Below are 16,395 nucleotides of genomic sequence, written 5' to 3' on the forward strand. Positions count from 1 at the left end.
TCCGACATCCCCCAAACGGACCTTCACAGGAGACAAATCCATGTCCGCCAGCCCCGACGCCCGTCCCGGTGCACTGCCGCCCGATCTGGACGCCCAGGAAACCCGCGAATGGCTGGATGCCCTCCAGGCCGTGATCGACAAGGAAGGTCCTGACCGCGCCCACTTCCTGCTGGAACAGTTGCTGGAGGAAGCCCGTCAGCACAGCGTGGACATGCCGTTCTCGGCCACCACGGGCTATGTCAACACGATCGAGCCCAACGAGGAAGAGCGCTGCCCCGGCAACATCGAGGTGGAAGAGCGCCTGCGCGCCTACATGCGCTGGAACGCGATGGCCATGGTCGTCAAGGCCAACCGCCACAACCCCGAGGATGGCGGTGACCTGGGCGGCCACATCGGCTCCTTCGCGTCGCTGGCCCACATGTTCGGTGCCGGCTTCAACCACTTCTGGCACGCCGAAGGCCCGGACCACGGCGGCGACTGCGTCTACTTCCAGGGCCACGTGGCCCCCGGCGTGTACGCCCGCGCCTACCTGGAAGGCCGGCTGACCGAGGAGCAACTGCTGCATTTCCGCCAGGAAGTCGACGGCAAGGGCCTGTCCAGCTACCCGCACCCGAAGCTGATGCCCGGCTTCTGGCAGTTCCCCACCGTCAGCATGGGCCTGGGCCCCTTGATGGCCATCTACCAGGCCCGCTTCCTGAAGTACCTGCACGCCCGCGGCATTGCCGACACCAGCAACCGCAAGGTCTGGGTGTTCTGCGGCGACGGCGAGATGGACGAGCCCGAGAGCCTGGGCGCGATCGGCCTGGCCGCCCGCGAAGGCCTGGACAACCTGATCTTCGTCATCAACTGCAACCTGCAGCGCCTGGACGGCCCGGTGCGCGGCAACGGCAAGATCGTCCAGGAACTCGAAGGCGAGTTCCGCGGCGCCGGCTGGAACGTCATCAAGCTGCTGTGGGGCAGCAACTGGGATCCGCTGCTGGCGCGCGACAAGGACGGCGCGCTGCGCAAGCTGATGATGGAGACGCTGGACGGCGACTACCAGGCCTTCAAGGCCAATGACGGCGCCTATGTGCGCAAGCATTTCTTCGGCCGCGACCCGCGCACGCTGGAGATGGTGGCCAAGATGTCCGACGACGACATCTGGAACCTGCGCCGCGGCGGCCACGACCCGCAGAAGGTCTATGCCGCGTACCACAAGGCGGTCAACCACAAGGGCCAGCCCACGGTGCTGCTGATCAAGACGGTCAAGGGCTTCGGCATGGGCAAGGCCGGCGAGGGCAAGAACACCGTCCACCAGACCAAGAAGCTGACCGACGAGGACATCAAGTACTTCCGCGACCGCTTCAACATCCCCATCCCCGACAGCGAGCTGCCGAAGATCCCGTTCTACAAGCCGGCCGACGACACGCCGGAGATGAAGTACCTGCACGAGCGCCGCCAGGCGCTGGGCGGCTACCTGCCGCAGCGCCGCACCAAGGCCGACGAGAGCTTCACCGTGCCCTCGCTCGAGACCTTCAAGGCCGTGCTGGAGCCCACCGCCGAGGGCCGTGAGATCAGTACCACCCAGGCCTATGTGCGCTTCCTGACGCAGCTGCTGCGCGACCAGGCGCTGGGCCCGCGCGTGGTGCCCATACTGGTGGACGAGGCCCGCACCTTCGGCATGGAAGGCCTGTTCCGCCAGGTCGGCATCTACAACCCGAAGGGCCAGCAGTACACCCCGGTCGACAAGGACCAGGTCATGTACTACAAGGAAGACGTGGCCGGCCAGATCCTGCAGGAAGGCATCAACGAGGCCGGCGGCATGAGCAGTTGGATCGCCGCGGCCACCAGCTACAGCACGTCGAACCGGATCATGATCCCGTTCTACGTGTACTACTCGATGTTCGGTTTCCAGCGCATCGGCGACCTGGCCTGGGCCGCTGGCGACATGCAGGCGCGCGGTTTCCTGCTGGGCGGCACCTCCGGCCGCACCACGCTGAACGGCGAGGGCCTGCAGCACGAGGACGGCCACAGCCACATCCTGGCCGGCACGATCCCGAACTGCGTCTCCTACGACCCCACCTTCGCGCACGAGGTGGCGGTGATCATGCAGCATGGTCTGAAGCGCATGGTCGAGAAGCAGGAGAACGTCTTCTACTACCTGACGCTGCTCAACGAGAACTACGCGATGCCGGGCCTGAAGGCCGGCACCGAAGAGCAGATCATCAAGGGCATGTATCTGCTGGAAGAGGGCGCCAAGAAGACACCGCGCGTCAACCTGCTGGGCTCCGGCACGATCCTGCGCGAGTCGATGGCTGCCAAGAAGCTGCTGGAAGAAGAGTGGGGCGTGGCCGCCAATGTGTGGAGCTGCCCGAGCTTCAACGAACTGGCCCGCGACGGCCAGGACTGTGACCGCTGGAACCTGCTGCACCCGACCGAGGCGGCCCGTGTGCCCTTCATCGCGCAGCAGCTGGACCCGCACCCGGGCCCGGTGATCGCGTCGACCGACTATATGAAGAACTACGCCGAACAGGTGCGGGCCTTCATCCCCAAGGGCCGGACCTTCAAGGTGCTGGGCACCGACGGCTTCGGCCGCAGCGACTTCCGCAGCAAGCTGCGCGAGCACTTCGAGATCAACCGCCACTACATCGTCGTGGCGGCGCTGAAGTCGCTGGCCGACGAGGGCAGCGTGCCGGCCGCCAAGGTGGCCGAGGCGATCGCCAAGTACGGTCTGAACACCGAGAAGATCAACCCGCTGTACGCCTGACGCGCGGCCCGACGGAGACAAGACATGGCATTGGTTGAAGTGAAGGTCCCCGACATCGGGGACTTCAAGGACGTGGCGATCATCGAGCTGCTGGTCAAGCCCGGCGACACGGTGAAGGCCGAACAGAGCCTGATCACGGTGGAGTCGGACAAGGCCTCGATGGAGATCCCCTCGTCGCATGCCGGCGTGGTCAAGGAGCTGAAGGTGGCCCTGGGCGACAAGGTCAGCGAAGGCTCGCTGGTGTTGATGCTGGAGACCGCCGGTGAGGCGGCTGCGCCGGCGCCGGCGCCCGCTGCAGTGGCACCGGTGGCCGCGCCAGTGGCCGCCGCCCCGGCCGCCGCGCCGGTGGCGGCTGCCGCGCCGGCCGGCCGCATCGAGGTGCTGGTGCCCGACATCGGCGACTTCAAGGACGTGGCCGTCATCGAGCTGCTGGTCAAGGTGGGCGATACCGTCAAGGTGGAGCAGAGCCTGATCACGGTCGAGAGCGACAAGGCCTCGATGGAGATTCCGTCGTCGCATGCCGGCGTGGTCAAGGAACTCAAGGTCTCGCTGGGCGACAAGGTCAACATCGGCACGCTGATCGCGGTGCTCGAAGGCGCTGGTGGCGTGGCCGCCCCTGCCGCCGCCGCACCGGCACCGGCCGCCGCCGCGCCGGTGGCCGCCGCCCCGGCCGTGGCCGCCGCGGCACCGGCCGGGGCCGCTGCCAGCGTGCCGGCCCACCAGCCCGGCACGCCCGCCCCCGGCCTGCCCCACGCCAGCCCCAGCATCCGCAAGCTGGCGCGCGAGCTGGGCGTGCCGTTGGCCGAGGTCTCGGGTTCCGGCCTGAAGGGCCGCATCACCCAGGACGACGTGCAGAACTTCGTCAAGAGCGTGATGGCTGGCGCCGTGCAGACGGCCGCCCAGAAGGCCAAGGCGCCGGCCGCCGCGCCGGCGGCTGCCGGTGGTGCGTTCCCGGGTCTGCTGCCCTGGCCGCAGGTGGACTTTGCCAAGTTCGGCCCGGTGGAGCGCAAGGACCTCTCGCGCATCAAGAAGATCTCGGGCGCCAACCTGCACCGCAACTGGGTGGTGATCCCGCACGTCACCAACCACGACGACGCCGACATCACCGACCTGGAAGCCTTCCGCGTCCAGCTGAACAAGGAGAACGAGAAGTCCGGCGTCAAGGTGACGATGCTGGCCTTCATGATCAAGGCGGCCGTGGCCGCGCTGAAGAAGTTCCCCGAGTTCAACAGCTCGCTCGATGGCGACCAGCTGGTCTACAAGAACTACTTCCACATCGGCTTCGCGGCGGACACGCCCAATGGCCTGGTGGTGCCGGTGATCAAGGACGCCGACAAGAAGGGCATCTTCCAGATCAGCCAGGAAATGTCCGAGCTGGCCAAGAAGGCGCGCGACGGCAAGCTGGGCCCGGCCGACATGAGCGGCGGCTGCTTCAGCATCTCCAGCCTGGGCGGCATCGGTGGGCGCTACTTCACCCCCATCATCAATGCGCCGGAAGTGGCGATCATGGGCGTGTGCAAGAGCGCCATTGAGCCCAAGTGGGACGGCAAGCAGTTCGCCCCGCGCCTGATGCTGCCGCTGAGCCTGAGCTGGGACCACCGCGTGATCGACGGTGCCGCCGCGGCCCGCTTCAACGTCTACTTCGCCTCGCTGCTGTCCGACTTCCGTCGGATCGCGCTGTGACCGGGAGCTGCACATGGCATTGATCGACGTGCAAGTGCCGGACATCGGCGACTTCAAGGACGTGGGCGTGATCGAGATCCTGGTCAAGCCGGGTGACACGGTGAAGGCCGAGCAGAGCCTGATCACCGTCGAGTCCGACAAGGCCTCGATGGAGATCCCCTCCAGCCACGCGGGCGTGGTGAAGGAACTCAAGCTGGCGCTGGGTGACAAGGTCAACCAGGGCTCGGTGATCCTGGTGCTGGAGGCCGCTGGTGCGGCCGCCGCGCCGGCACCGGCCCCCACCCCTGTCGTGGCAGCGCCGGCGCCGGCCGCAACGGCCCCGGTGGTGGCGCCCACCGCTGCCAGCTTCGGCGGCGGCGCGGACATCGAGTGCGATGTGCTGGTGCTGGGCGCCGGCCCCGGCGGCTACTCGGCCGCCTTCCGCGCGGCCGACCTGGGCCTGAAGGTGGTGATCGTCGAGCGCTACGCCACGCTGGGCGGTGTCTGCCTGAACGTGGGCTGCATCCCCTCGAAGGCGCTGCTGCACGTGGCCGCGGTGATGGACGAGGTGAGCCACCTGGGCGACCTGGGCGTCGAGTTCGGCGCCCCCAGCGTCAACATCGACAAGCTGCGCAGCCACAAGGAAAAGGTCATCGGCAAGCTGACCGGCGGCCTGGCGGCGATGGCCAAGATGCGCAAGGTCACCACCGTGCGCGGCTACGGCGCCTTCGTCGGCCCCAACCATGTGGAGGTGGAAGAGACCACCGGCACCGGCCAGGAGAAGACCGGCAGCAAGAAGGTCGTGGCCTTCAAGACCTGCATCATCGCGGCCGGCTCGCAGGCCGTGCGCCTGCCCTTCATGCCCGACGATCCGCGCGTGGTGGACTCCACCGGCGCGCTGGCGCTGCAGGGCGTGCCCAAGAAGATGCTGATCGTCGGCGGCGGCATCATCGGCCTGGAGATGGGCACCGTCTACAGCACACTGGGCGCCCGCCTGGATGTGGTGGAGATGATGGACGGCCTGATGCAGGGCGCCGACCGCGACCTGGTCAAGGTCTGGGAGAAGATGAACAAGGGCCGCTTCGACAAGATCCTGTTGAAGACCAAGACCGTCGGCGCGACGGCCACGCCCGAAGGCATCACGGTGCAGTTCGAGGGCCTGGACGGCACGAAGAGCGAAGGCACCTACGACCTGGTGCTGCAGGCCGTGGGCCGCACGCCCAACGGCAAGAAAATCGCTGCCGACAAGGCGGGGGTGGCGGTGACTGACCGCGGCTTCATCAACGTCGACATCCAGATGCGCACCAACGTGCCGCACATCTTCGCGATCGGCGACATCATCGGTCAGCCGATGCTGGCCCACAAGGCGGTGCACGAGGCGCATGTGGCCGCCGAGGTGATCGCTGGTGAACTGCAGGGCAACAAGGAACTGGCCTCAAGCGCCTTCAACGCCCGCGTGATCCCCAGCGTGGCCTACACCGACCCCGAGGTGGCCTGGGTGGGCCTGACCGAGGACCAGGCCAAGGCGCAAGGCATCAAGGTGAAGAAGGGCCTGTTCCCCTGGACCGCTTCAGGCCGCGCCATCGCCAACGGCCGCGACGAGGGCTTCACCAAGCTGCTCTTTGATGACTCGCCCGAGGCCCATGGCCACGGCAAGATCCTGGGCGGCGGCATCGTGGGCACCCACGCCGGCGACATGATCGGCGAGATCGCACTGGCCATCGAGATGGGCGCCGACGCGGTGGACATCGGCAAGACCATCCACCCGCACCCCACGCTGGGCGAGAGCATCGGCATGGCGGCGGAAGTGGCGCACGGCAGTTGTACTGACCTGCCGCCGAGCAAGCGCTGAGACCGGCAACGGCCGGACACGACAAGGGGCCTGAGGGGCCCCTTGTGCGTTCAGCCGGCAGGCGCCGTCAGCGGACCGGCCCTTCGGCCACGATGCGCCAGCCGCTGCGCGTCTCGCGCCAGTACTGCCGCATGAGCCGGTCGCGGCCCTTGGGGCCGCTGCCGACTTCCTTGAAGGTCACGACCAGCTTGCCTTCGTCGTCGTGCCAGGTGAGCACGCTGACCTCGCCAAAGCCTTCCGGGGCGGACGCCACCTTGGCGCGGAAACGTTGCTCGGCGCCGCCATCCTGCGGACCGCTCTGTTCATACAGCTCGCGCATCTGCGCCAGGTCGGCGCGCAGCCGGGCCTGTTGCCACTGGGCAAAGGTCTGCTGAAAGCCCTCGGGCGTGGCCCGCTTGGCGGGTTCGACCCAGCGGATCTGACGCGTGATGACCACGGGGGTGTCACGCTGGGGCAGGCGGCTGGCCAGCCGCGTGAGGTCTTCATTGGCCATGGCCACGCAGCCATCGCTGTCCAGCGGCGGGCGCGAGTAGGTGCTGGCGGTCACGCCATGCAGCAGGATGCCGCTGCCAGTGCGTCCCTTGAGCTTGTCGTAGGCGTTGGGGTAGTTCAGGGGCAGGGCACCGGAGCCGAAGCGCTCCTGCAGCGAGCGCGGGTCGAGCCGGTCGGTGGTGAAGTACACGCCCAGCGGGGTGCGCTGGTCGCCCTCGACCGATTTGTCCACGCCTTGCTTGCCCACCGAGACATACACGTCGTCGACCAGACGCAGGCCGGCCGGACTGTTCTCGAAGAGGTACAGGCGGGCCGCGCTGGTGTCGACAGCGATCGCGAAGGGCACGCTGGGCGGCAGGCTGAGGAACTCGGCCGGCACGGCGCCTTCGGGGGGACGCTGGATCAGCGCCTTCAGGCGCAGCCGGGCCTCGTCGCGCAGCGTGGTCAGCTCGCCGCGCTCACCGGTGTCAGCGCCTTGCCGGGCACCGGCGCCGAAGTCCTGCAGCGGCTCGAAGCGGGCCACCATCAGGTCGGCTTGCACCAGTTGGGCCAACCGGAAGTTCGGGTAGGCGCGCACCAGGGCTTCGGCGGCCTGCAGCGCGGGTTCGTAGCGGCCGGAGGCCAGCAGCCGGTAGACCGCGATCAGGCGCCTCTCTGGCGAGCCGCGCAAGGCGTCGGGCGGGACCGTGCCAGGAACGGCCTGGTCGACCAGGTTGACCGGCGGCGTCAGGGTTTTCGGCCGCCCCGCCTCCGGGCTGGGCAGCAGGGGGAGGGCGGTGCTGTTGACGGCGGCGGCCGGTTCGGGCGCGGCCGGCACCAGCGACGATGCCACGTTGCCGCCCAGCAGGGCCGTGGCCACCAGACCCGCAGCGCCCAGCGCCGCGGCGCCACGCCGATGAGCGGGCCGGATGCGGTTGATCACCATGCGATACGAGAACCTCGGCGACTCAACCGCCCACCGATTCCTGGCGGATCAGCCACTTGCCGCCACTGCGCACCAGCTCGAGCGTCTTGCGGCTGCTGGTGGACAGCGCGTCGGATTCGTAGTTCTGGCGGAAGCGGGCCGTGGCCTTGTCACCGTTGACGCTGACCTTCAGCTCGCTGACGCTGACCTTGATCGACTTCTTGCCGACGATACGGTCACGCCGCTCCTCGACCCACTTCTTGTGCGAGCCGGACTGGCCCGCATAGTCATTGGTGTAGGCGGCCACATAGTCGCCCATGTCCTTGCGGCTCCAGGCGCTGGCCCAGGCCTTCACGGCGCGCTCGATGTCGGCCTCGGCATTGGCCGGGGCCGGCGTCGGCTTGGGTGCGGCCGGCGCCGCGGCGACCGAGGCGGCGGGCTTGGGCGCCGCAGCCACACTGGCGGCCGGCGCCGGCGCGGGCGGCACCGCGGGTGCCGGCTTCGGCGCTGCTGCGGGCGGCGGCGGGGGCAGTTGCGGCGCCGGTGCCGGGGTCGGCGTGGGCTTGGCTGGCGCAGGGGACGCCGCCGGCGCACTGGAGGCGGTCAGCTCGCGCAGCAGCGAGAGCTTGGGCGGCAAGGTGCTGTCGTTCTTGTCCAGCTGCAGCGCCTTGGTGTAGGCCTGGCTGGCCAGCTGGGCGTAGACGTCGCCCAGGTTCTGGTAGGCGGTGGCGTAGGCCGGGTTGGTGCGGATCGCACGCTCCAGCGACGCGCGGGCCTTCTCGTACTCGCCCTGCGCACCGTAGATGACGGCCATGTTGTTGTAGGGCGCCGGCATGTCGGGGTGATCCTCGACCAGCTTCTGGAACACCGACAACGCTTCAGCCTTGCGGTCCAGCATGGACAGCGCCACGCCGCGGCGGAAACGCATCTGCGGATCCTTCGGGTTGCGCGACAGGCTCTCGTCGATCATCTTCAGGGCCTGGGCGTGCTGGCCGTCCTTGATCAGGCGCTGGATTTCCGCCACATCGGTCGCCGGCTGCGAGGCGGCCGTCTGGGCCAGCGCGGACTCGACCACCAGGGCGGGGGCCAGCATCAGCAGGCCGGCGGCGAGGCCACCCAGGGTACGGACCACGGTCGGACGTTGGGAGGACTTCATCGTTGTGCTGGAGCGGATGCGAATGGGGGGGCGCTGGCCTCGGGCCGCCAGAGCGGCAACGACCGGATGGCGCGTGCTGTCAGACACAGGCCACCACCCGCCTGGGCGCTGTCTTCGGAGTCTATCGAAAAACACGGGGCACTCAGCCTCGCCCGGCCTGAAAAAAGGGCGCGCCACACGGCGCGCCCTTGTACTGCGGACCGGGCAGGCCGGCCGGCCATCAGCGGTTGGTCTCGCGGACGATCAGCCAGTCCTTGCCCGAGAGTTCCCAGGTCAGGGTCTTGACCATCACGTCGTTGTAGTTGGACGAGCGGTAGGTCTGCTTGAAGGTGGTCTCGGCGCGGGTGGGCGACACCGTCTTGGCCTGGATGTCGTCCAGCTGCACGGTGATCTCGCCCGGCTTGGTGACCAGACGCTTGCGCTCGGACATCCACTTGTCCTTGTTGGCCTTCATCGGGCCGAACTTCGGGCTGTAGAAGGTGTAGTAGCGCTCGATGTCCTTGGACATCCAGGCCGCGGCCCAGTCGCGCAGGCGCTGCTCGGCGATCGTGGCGGGCGCATCGGCCGCCTTGGGCGGCATCGGCGCGGGCGGCACGGCGGCGGGCACCGACGGCTGGACCATGGCACGGGCGCGGGCGTCGAGATCCTCGCGCGAGGTGGTGTTGAGCGTGGTCGGGTTCAGCGGGCAGCGGGCGGCGGCGTCCTCGCCGGCGCTCCACTCCTCGTTGCCCATGGCCTGCTTGCGGGCGTCGTCGCGCGACAGGCCCAGGCCGGAGACCAGATTGCCCATCGAGGCCAGCGTGCGCAGACGCGCCACTTCCAGGTCGGCCACGGCCATGGCCAGCGAGCGGCGGGCGGTGTAGACCTCGTTCTCGGCGTTCAGCAGGTCCAGCAGGCTGCGCTGGCTGATGTCGAACTGCTGGCGGTAAGCGTCGCGGGCCTTTTCGATCGCGGCGACGTTGCGCTCCAGGTAGGCCAGCTGTTCGCCCAGCTTGCCGACATCGTTGTAGGCGATGGCGGTGGTCTGGCGCGTGTCGCGGCAGGCCTTGTCGCGCAGGTCGTGGGCCTGGTTCAGCAGGTTGGCGGTCTGGCGCTGGCGGGCGTCGTCGGCGCCGCCGTTGAACAGGTTCCAGTTCAGCACGATCTGGCCGAGGATGTCGCGCTTCTGGTTCTCGACGCCGTCGAAGTTGTGGCCGGCGCCGGCACGCACACGGGCTTCGATGCGCGGCTGGTAGGCGCCCTTGCGCGCCGAGGCCTGCTCCTTCACCGCACGCAGGTTCTCGATCGCCGCCGACACCACCGGGCTGTTGATGGCGGTGGCTTCCAGCGCCGCCGACTGAGTGGCCGGCAGCGTGCGCACGGCCTGGCCCGACAGCGAGCCGGCCGGAGGCATCTCGCCAACGATGCGGCGGTAGCGCTCGGTCACGTCATGCAGGTTGGCCTTCTCGGTCACCAGGTTGGACTCGGCCAGCGCCAGGCGGGCGGCCGCCTGGTCCAGGTCGACGCCCCGGGCCACGCCGGCCTTCACGCGGGACTGGATCTGGTCATGCACGTACTTGTGCTGCACATAGTTCTGCTCGGCCAGGGTCACCAGGGTGCGAAAGCGCTGCACGTCGAAGGTGGCGCGACCGGCCTCAAGGGCGGCCTGTTCGGTGGCGTCGGCGAACTCGAAGTAGCGCGCCAGCTTGCTGTGGCGGGCCCGACCCACCTCGCTGCTGGTGATGAAGCCGTCCCACAGCAGCTGGGTGGCGGTCAGCGCGACGCCAGTGCGGTTCAGGCTCTGGGTGTCGGGGCCGAGGCGACCGGTGATGGTGTCGTTGTTGCGGCCGACGTCAGCGCTCAGGTCGACCTTGGGGCGCAGCGCGCCCGACGCCACGTCCACCTCGTCCATCGAGGCCCGCAGCGCGTTCAGCTTGGCAGCCACATCGGGACTGGTCTCGATGGCCTTCTGGGCAGCGGTGCTGACCGCGGCATTTTGTGCGAAGACGGAGGCACAGGCGAGCGCGGTGGCACTCAGGCAAAGGATGGTTCGCTTCATGACTGAACTAGGGGGTTCGACGATGGTGACCGAATGTAATGGAGCTGCACGCAGCTAACCCATTCGTATCCTAGGGGGGCAGGGAAAGTGATGGGGCGGCGTGGCATCCAGCCCGCCGCTTGTGGTCGGGTTGCCACATTTCTACCACGATCCCGGCTCAAGAGCGCCCGCACAGATGCCGAAGTCGGGGGATGGATCCGCGTCCCCATGGTTTGCCCGTGCTCTCGCGCCAGCGTTCGGCATCGCTGGCCTGGGGCCTGGGCGGCCTGCTGCTGGCGCTGCTGCTGGCGCTGCGCGTGGACGCCGGTCTGGCCTGGGACAGCCAGCGCCTGCTGCGGGGCGCCCAGCCGCTGGGCGAGCTGGCGCTGCGCAATGCGCTGGCGGTGCAGGAGCTGGTGCAGCAGTTGCCCGGGCGCGACGAACCCGGCCGCATCGCGGCCGTGAATGATTTCTTCAACCAGCGGATCGGATTCCGGTCGGACCTGGATTTGTACGGGGTCACCGATTACTGGGCCAGCCCGCTGGAAACCATGGCCCGGGGTGCGGGCGACTGCGAAGATTTCGCAATTGCCAAATATTTCACGCTGGTCGCTGCAGGCGTTTCCCAAAAGAAACTGCGACTGGTGTATGTCCGCGCCATGGATCTGGGCCTGGCTGTGCCCCATATGGTGCTGGCCTACTATCCGACGCCCGACGCCGACCCCTGGGTGCTGGACAACCTGGTCCCTGGCCTGCGGCCGGCGTCGGCGCGGCCCGACCTGACGCCGGTGTTCAGCTTCAACGCCGAGGCGATCTGGGAGGGTGTGGGGTCGTCACCGGTGAAGGGGTCGGCCACCGAGCGGCTGTCGCGGTGGGCGGCGGTGTTGAGAAAAGCGCGTGAGGAGGGCTTCTGATGGCGGCCTCGGTCACCGCGCCGACGGGGTATAACCCCGGCACGGAGGAAGCATGTCCCTGATCCGCCAAGTCTGGCTCCTGCTGGTGGTCACGCTGACCGTGGCCTTTCTCGGCGCGGTGGGCGTGTCGCTGAGCACGGCGCGCGAGTACCTGCAGACGCAGCTCACCGCCAAGAACAACGACACCGCCCAGGCCCTGGCCCTGACACTGGGGCAGCAGGGGGGTGACCGCACGGCCATCGACCTGATGCTGGCCTCGCAGTTCGATACCGGGGCCTACCAGCGCATCGAATTGCTGGGGGCCGATGGCTCACGCCTGTCCAGCCGCGTGGCGCAGCCGCGCGCCTCCTCCGCGCCGGACTGGTTCATCGAGTTGCTGCGCATCGAGCCGGAGACCGGTGTCTCGCAGGTGGGCGACGGCTGGAAGCAGATCGGTCGGCTGGAGGTGGTCAGCCAGGTCAGCTATGCCTATGAACAACTGTGGCGCGGTGCCCAGGTCACCACCGGTCTGCTCGCGCTGCTGGCCCTGCTGACCGGCGCGCTCGCCTGGGCGGGCGTGCGGCGCATCCGAGAGCCGCTGGAGGCCGTGGTGGCGCAGGCGGCGGCGCTCACCGAGCGGCGCTTCGTCACCGTCAGTGAACCCCAGGTGCCCGAGTTGCGCGACGTGACCCGGGCGATGAACGGCATGGTCACCCGGCTCAAGGCCATGTTCGACGAGCAGGCGGGTCAGGTCGACCAACTGCGCCGCCGGGCCAATTGCGACGAGCTGACCGGTCTGTCCAACCGCACCCATTTCCTCAGCCGGCTCAAGGCCGTGCTGGGCAGCGAAGACGGGCCCGCTTCGGGCGCGCTGCTGCTGATCCGGCTGACCGAGCTGCAACGCCTGAACCGCCGTCTGGGCCACGCCGGCACCGACGCGCTGCTGTGCGATGCGGCCGCGGCGCTGAGCGAATCGGCGGCGCGCAACCCGCAGCCCGAGGTGGGGCGCCTCAACGGGTCCGATTTCGCGATGCTGCTGCCGGATGCCGGCTCGCTGCGCGAGCCCGCGGTGGACGTCGGTGCGCGCCTGCGTGGCGTGCTGCGTCAGCATGGGGTGGATTCGTCGGCCGTGGTGGGCGCGGTGCGCTGGTGGCATGCCGCCCCGGTGTCGTCGCTGCTGGCGGCGGCCGACCAGGCGCTGGCGCGTGCCGAGTCGCGTGGCGCCTTCGCGGTCGAGGTGGACGATTCGGGCGAGGGCCTGGTGCTCGGCCAGGAGGCCTGGCGCCAGCGCATTGACGCGGCGATCAATGCCGGGCGGGTGCGCCTGGTGGAGTACCCGCTGGTGGCGGCCGACCTGTCCGAGGTGCACCGCGAGTGCCCGCTGCGCATGCAGATCGACGAGGGTGGCGAATGGCTGCCCGCCGCACAGTGGCTGCCGATGGCGCGCCGCGTGCAACAGATGGACCGGATCGACCTGATCGCGGTGACCCAGGCCCTGACGGCCATCGCCAACGATGGCGTGCCACGGGCCGTGAACATCAGCCCAGGGTCGCTCACCGAGCCCGACTTCCTGCCCAGCCTGCGGGCCTTGCTGTGGGAGCGCCGCGAGGCCGCTCCCGGCCTGTGGCTGGAGATGGCCGAGTCCGGCGCGCTGCGGCAGCTGCAGGCGGTGCGCGAACTGGCCGCGCTGGCGCGCGCGCGCGGTGCGCGCCTGGGCCTGGAACATGCCGGCCATGAGCTGGGTGATGCGGGCGTGCTGCTGGAAGCCGGCCTCGATTTCGTCAAGCTCGATGCCTCGCTGATCGAGGGCGTGGGCAGCGACACGGCCCGCCGGGAGCATGTGGAGAGCATCGCGCGCATGCTGCACGGCATCGGCCTGCAGGTGTTCGCCGAGGGCGTGAGCGATGAAGCCGATGCCTCGGCGCTGTGGGCTTGTGCGCTGGACGGCGTCACCGGGCCCGTGGTGGCTCGCCTGTTGAACGACCGGCCTGCCTGACCCGGTCGCCGGCCGCACCGGTGACCCACCTGGCGGCACCAGGCCGCCTTCATTGATCGTCGCAGCATGCGGTCGGACCACGGGGCCGGACCGCGGCCGCGCCAGGGTCGATCGGCGGCTGACCCAAGACGCACATCGCAAGAAGAACAGGGCCGGCACCTCGCTGGGAGGCGTCGGCCCTGTCGGTCCCTGACCGCAGGGTCAGGGCGCAAGGGGCGGCTGCGGGTCAGGTCCCGTTGTCGGTCAGCAGCTTGTTGCGGTTCAGCAGTTCCTGGATCACCTGCGCGTCGGTGGCGGCACCGGTCAGGCCCAGCGCCGTGCGCAGATCCACGCCGGTCAGCGTGATGGTCTGGTCAGTCTTGGACGGGTCGTACACCCCGTTGACGAAGCCGCCGATCGAGCTGATGTGGATCGTCGTGGTCCCCGGCGTGGTCGTGGTGTCGAAGTCCAGGTAGTTTTGCAGGTTGTTGACCGCGCTGGTCGACACCCACTCACCCACCAGGAAGTCGCGCAGATCCAGCACGTCACCGCCGGACGCCGCCGCAGCGGCGTCGAAGTCGGTGATGGTGTCGACATGCGTGGCACCGCGGTCGGCCAGCGTCCAGGCAAAGGTATCGCTGCCGGCCCCGCCGGTCATGGTGTCGTTGCCAAGGCCGCCCCAGATCGTGTCGTTGCCGTCGCCGCCGTTGAGCACGTCGGTTCCGGCACCACCGTCCAGCACGTCGTTGCCGCCGTTGCCGTTCTGGGTGTCGTTGCCGTCGCTGCCGACGAAGCGGTCAGCGTTGGCCGTGCCGGTCTGGTTGTCGGCGTTGAGGGTCCCGAAGATGTTGTTCAGGTTCTCGCCGTTCAGATCGCGCTCGGTCAACTGGCCCACGATGTTCAGGTCAATGGTCCCGATGTCCGACGATGAGCTTGAGCCATTGCCGCCTTCGGTGGCCGTGGCCTGCACATTGAAGGTGATGTGACCCGTGATCGTCGTGGGCAGATGCAGCACGGCGGAGGACAGTTCCGACCCGTTGATCGTGATGGAGCCGTTGGCGTCGACCAGGTGGGTGCCCGTGCTGGTGACGATGGAGGTTCCCTGGGCCAGCCCGCTGAAGGTCAGCGTCAGCGATTCCGAGCCATCGGTATCGACCAGCGCCGCGCTCACGTGCTTGGCCAGGCTGACGCCGGTGAAGGTGCCACCATTGCCATTGACCACGCCGCTGCCGGTCGACGTCACCGAGATGTCGTCGATCATGGCGCCGCGACCACCCACCTGGGTCAGGGTGCGGTTGGTACGGATTTCGATCGTGTGGTCCTGTCCATCACCCTCGAAGCGGAACTTCACGTTCTTCCAGTCCAGGTAGGCCGTCGGACTGGTCGACGAGTACTGCTTGATCAGCACGCCATCGACATAGAAGCCGAAGGTCGTGTACTCGGAGGTGTAGCCCGGGCGACCCGCATAGTCGAACGACAGTTCGTAGATCTGGCCAGCTGCGGTGCTGACGGTGCGGCTGATGCCCAGGGTCTGCGCCAGCGGGCCGTTCGACCCATTGCCTGCGTCGTTGAGTTCCAGCCAGTCATCACCATTGCCCGCAGACGCCACCACCACCGGATACGACCAGGTGCCGCTGTCGGCCTCGTTCGGCGTGTAGGTCTGGATGTCGCGGTTGGTCCAGATCTCGTAACCGTTGGAGCCGCCCGTCAGGATTTCGCCGGTATCGACGCGCGTCCAACCCTCGAAGTTGGTGACCGCGTTCAGGGTGCTGGTCTGGTCGGTGGTGCTGTTGACGTTCGCCTCCCAGCTGTTGCTGAAGATGATGGAGCCGCTGGTCAGCGGGTTGTTCACCACCAGCGTGGGCTTGTCAGCCACCGGTGTCACATGGATGTCCAGCGTGCTGCTCGAGCCGGTGTTGGTGGTGTAGGTCACCACCGGCACATTGCCCGACCAGTTGGCGGCTGGCGTGAAGCTGTAGTTGCCGTTGCCCAGCAGCTGGAAGCTGCCGATGCCGGCCAACTGCACCGTGTCGCCGGCGTTGTGGCTGACACCGTTGATCACGAAGCTGGCCACCGACAGGACGTTGTCGATGTCGCTGTCGTTGCTCAGCACGTTGCCGCTGGCGATCGTGTCTTCCAGCACCGTGTTCGAGTCGGCCACCAGCACCGACGGGTCGTCGACGTTGATGATGTCCGGACCCAGGATCAGCCTGGCCGTGTCGAAGCCGCCCTTGCCATCGGTGATGGTGTAGGTGGCTTCGGGGATGGTGCCGTCGTAGTTGGGCGCCGGCGTGAACGTGAAGCGGCCGTCGGCGTGGACGATCAGCGTGCCGATGGCTTCACCCAGGGCATTGCGGATCGTCGCGGTGCTCTCGGCGGTGAAGGTCTCGGCCACGCCGTCGCCGTTGGTGTCGATGGCGAACTCGGTGACCGTCAGCGTGTCGCCGTCGACATCCGAGTCTGCCACCGGGTCGGTGATGACATTGCCATTGACGGCGGTGTCCTCGGTGACCTGGTAGGTGTTGTCGGTGGCGTTGGGCGCGTCGTTGACGTCGATGATGTCCGGACCCAGGATCAGCTTGGCCGTGTCGAAGCCGCCGTGGCCATCGGAGATGGTGTAAGTGGCGAGCGGGATCAGGCCGTTGTAGTCCTTGGCCGGGGTGAAGGTGAAGGTACCGTCGTCACGCACGACCAGGGT

The 16,395-nt window shown here is 68.3% G+C and carries 9 protein-coding genes; 5 read left to right on the forward strand and 4 right to left on the reverse strand.

Features of this window, described 5'->3' with window-relative positions:
* The first annotated feature begins 40 nt into the window (after window positions 1-40).
* Genes aceE through lpdA form a run of 3 tightly spaced genes read left to right on the forward strand, consistent with a single transcriptional unit; the run spans window position 41 to window position 6,260 of the window.
* Window positions 41-2,746, forward strand: coding sequence for a pyruvate dehydrogenase (acetyl-transferring), homodimeric type (aceE, locus tag KAK03_RS10065; protein ID WP_210853822.1), 2,706 nt, complete (start codon window positions 41-43; stop codon window positions 2,744-2,746).
* A gap of 24 nt (window positions 2,747-2,770) precedes the next feature.
* The gene (gene aceF, locus KAK03_RS10070) at window positions 2,771-4,429 is read left to right on the forward strand and encodes a dihydrolipoyllysine-residue acetyltransferase (RefSeq protein ID WP_210853823.1); all 1,659 of its coding nucleotides are present in this window, start codon (window positions 2,771-2,773) and stop codon (window positions 4,427-4,429) included.
* Between the two features lie 13 nt (window positions 4,430-4,442).
* Window positions 4,443-6,260 (forward strand): dihydrolipoyl dehydrogenase, encoded by a 1,818-nt coding sequence (gene lpdA / locus KAK03_RS10075; protein ID WP_210853824.1) that lies wholly within the window; start codon window positions 4,443-4,445, stop codon window positions 6,258-6,260.
* Window positions 6,261-6,327: 67 nt separating this feature from the next.
* Here lpdA and KAK03_RS10080 read toward each other — a convergent pair whose 3' ends face one another.
* The 3 genes from KAK03_RS10080 to KAK03_RS10090 all read right to left on the reverse strand — a co-directional run bounded on the left by KAK03_RS10080 (window position 6,328) and on the right by KAK03_RS10090 (window position 10,850).
* Window positions 6,328-7,677 (reverse strand): L,D-transpeptidase family protein, encoded by a 1,350-nt coding sequence (locus tag KAK03_RS10080; RefSeq protein WP_210853825.1) that lies wholly within the window; start codon window positions 7,675-7,677, stop codon window positions 6,328-6,330.
* A 22-nt stretch (window positions 7,678-7,699) separates the two neighbouring features.
* The gene (locus tag KAK03_RS10085) at window positions 7,700-8,812 is read right to left on the reverse strand and encodes a nuclear transport factor 2 family protein (RefSeq protein ID WP_210853826.1); all 1,113 of its coding nucleotides are present in this window, start codon (window positions 8,810-8,812) and stop codon (window positions 7,700-7,702) included.
* Window positions 8,813-9,032: 220 nt separating this feature from the next.
* Complete coding sequence (locus KAK03_RS10090; RefSeq protein WP_210853827.1) at window positions 9,033-10,850, reverse strand: TolC family outer membrane protein; 1,818 nt, start codon at window positions 10,848-10,850, stop codon at window positions 9,033-9,035.
* Window positions 10,851-11,041: 191 nt separating this feature from the next.
* Between KAK03_RS10090 and KAK03_RS10095 the strand changes: the two genes are divergently transcribed.
* Window positions 11,042-11,743 carry a transglutaminase-like cysteine peptidase gene (locus KAK03_RS10095; RefSeq protein WP_210853828.1) on the forward strand — a complete coding sequence of 234 codons (702 nt, stop codon included), beginning with the start codon at window positions 11,042-11,044 and terminating at the stop codon, window positions 11,741-11,743.
* Window positions 11,744-11,795: 52 nt separating this feature from the next.
* Window positions 11,796-13,718 (forward strand): bifunctional diguanylate cyclase/phosphodiesterase, encoded by a 1,923-nt coding sequence (locus KAK03_RS10100; protein WP_210853829.1) that lies wholly within the window; start codon window positions 11,796-11,798, stop codon window positions 13,716-13,718.
* A gap of 226 nt (window positions 13,719-13,944) precedes the next feature.
* Here KAK03_RS10100 and KAK03_RS25395 read toward each other — a convergent pair.
* The coding region (locus KAK03_RS25395) for a cadherin-like domain-containing protein (protein ID WP_210853830.1) at window positions 13,945-16,395 on the reverse strand (2,451 nt) is incomplete at its 5' end.

Source organism: Ideonella alba, assembly GCF_018069845.1.
Lineage (GTDB): Bacteria > Pseudomonadota > Gammaproteobacteria > Burkholderiales > Burkholderiaceae_C > Ideonella > Ideonella alba.

Coding starts and splice junctions, on each gene's coding strand:
- KAK03_RS10090 (WP_210853827.1), bottom strand. CDS start 10,850: ATGAAGCGAACCATCCTTTGCCTGAGTGCCACCGCGCTCGCCTGTGCC.
- KAK03_RS10100 (WP_210853829.1), top strand. CDS start 11,796: ATGTCCCTGATCCGCCAAGTCTGGCTCCTGCTGGTGGTCACGCTGACC.
- lpdA (WP_210853824.1), top strand. CDS start 4,443: ATGGCATTGATCGACGTGCAAGTGCCGGACATCGGCGACTTCAAGGAC.
- KAK03_RS10095 (WP_210853828.1), top strand. CDS start 11,042: ATGGATCCGCGTCCCCATGGTTTGCCCGTGCTCTCGCGCCAGCGTTCG.
- aceF (WP_210853823.1), top strand. CDS start 2,771: ATGGCATTGGTTGAAGTGAAGGTCCCCGACATCGGGGACTTCAAGGAC.
- KAK03_RS10080 (WP_210853825.1), bottom strand. CDS start 7,677: ATGGTGATCAACCGCATCCGGCCCGCTCATCGGCGTGGCGCCGCGGCG.
- KAK03_RS10085 (WP_210853826.1), bottom strand. CDS start 8,812: ATGAAGTCCTCCCAACGTCCGACCGTGGTCCGTACCCTGGGTGGCCTC.
- aceE (WP_210853822.1), top strand. CDS start 41: ATGTCCGCCAGCCCCGACGCCCGTCCCGGTGCACTGCCGCCCGATCTG.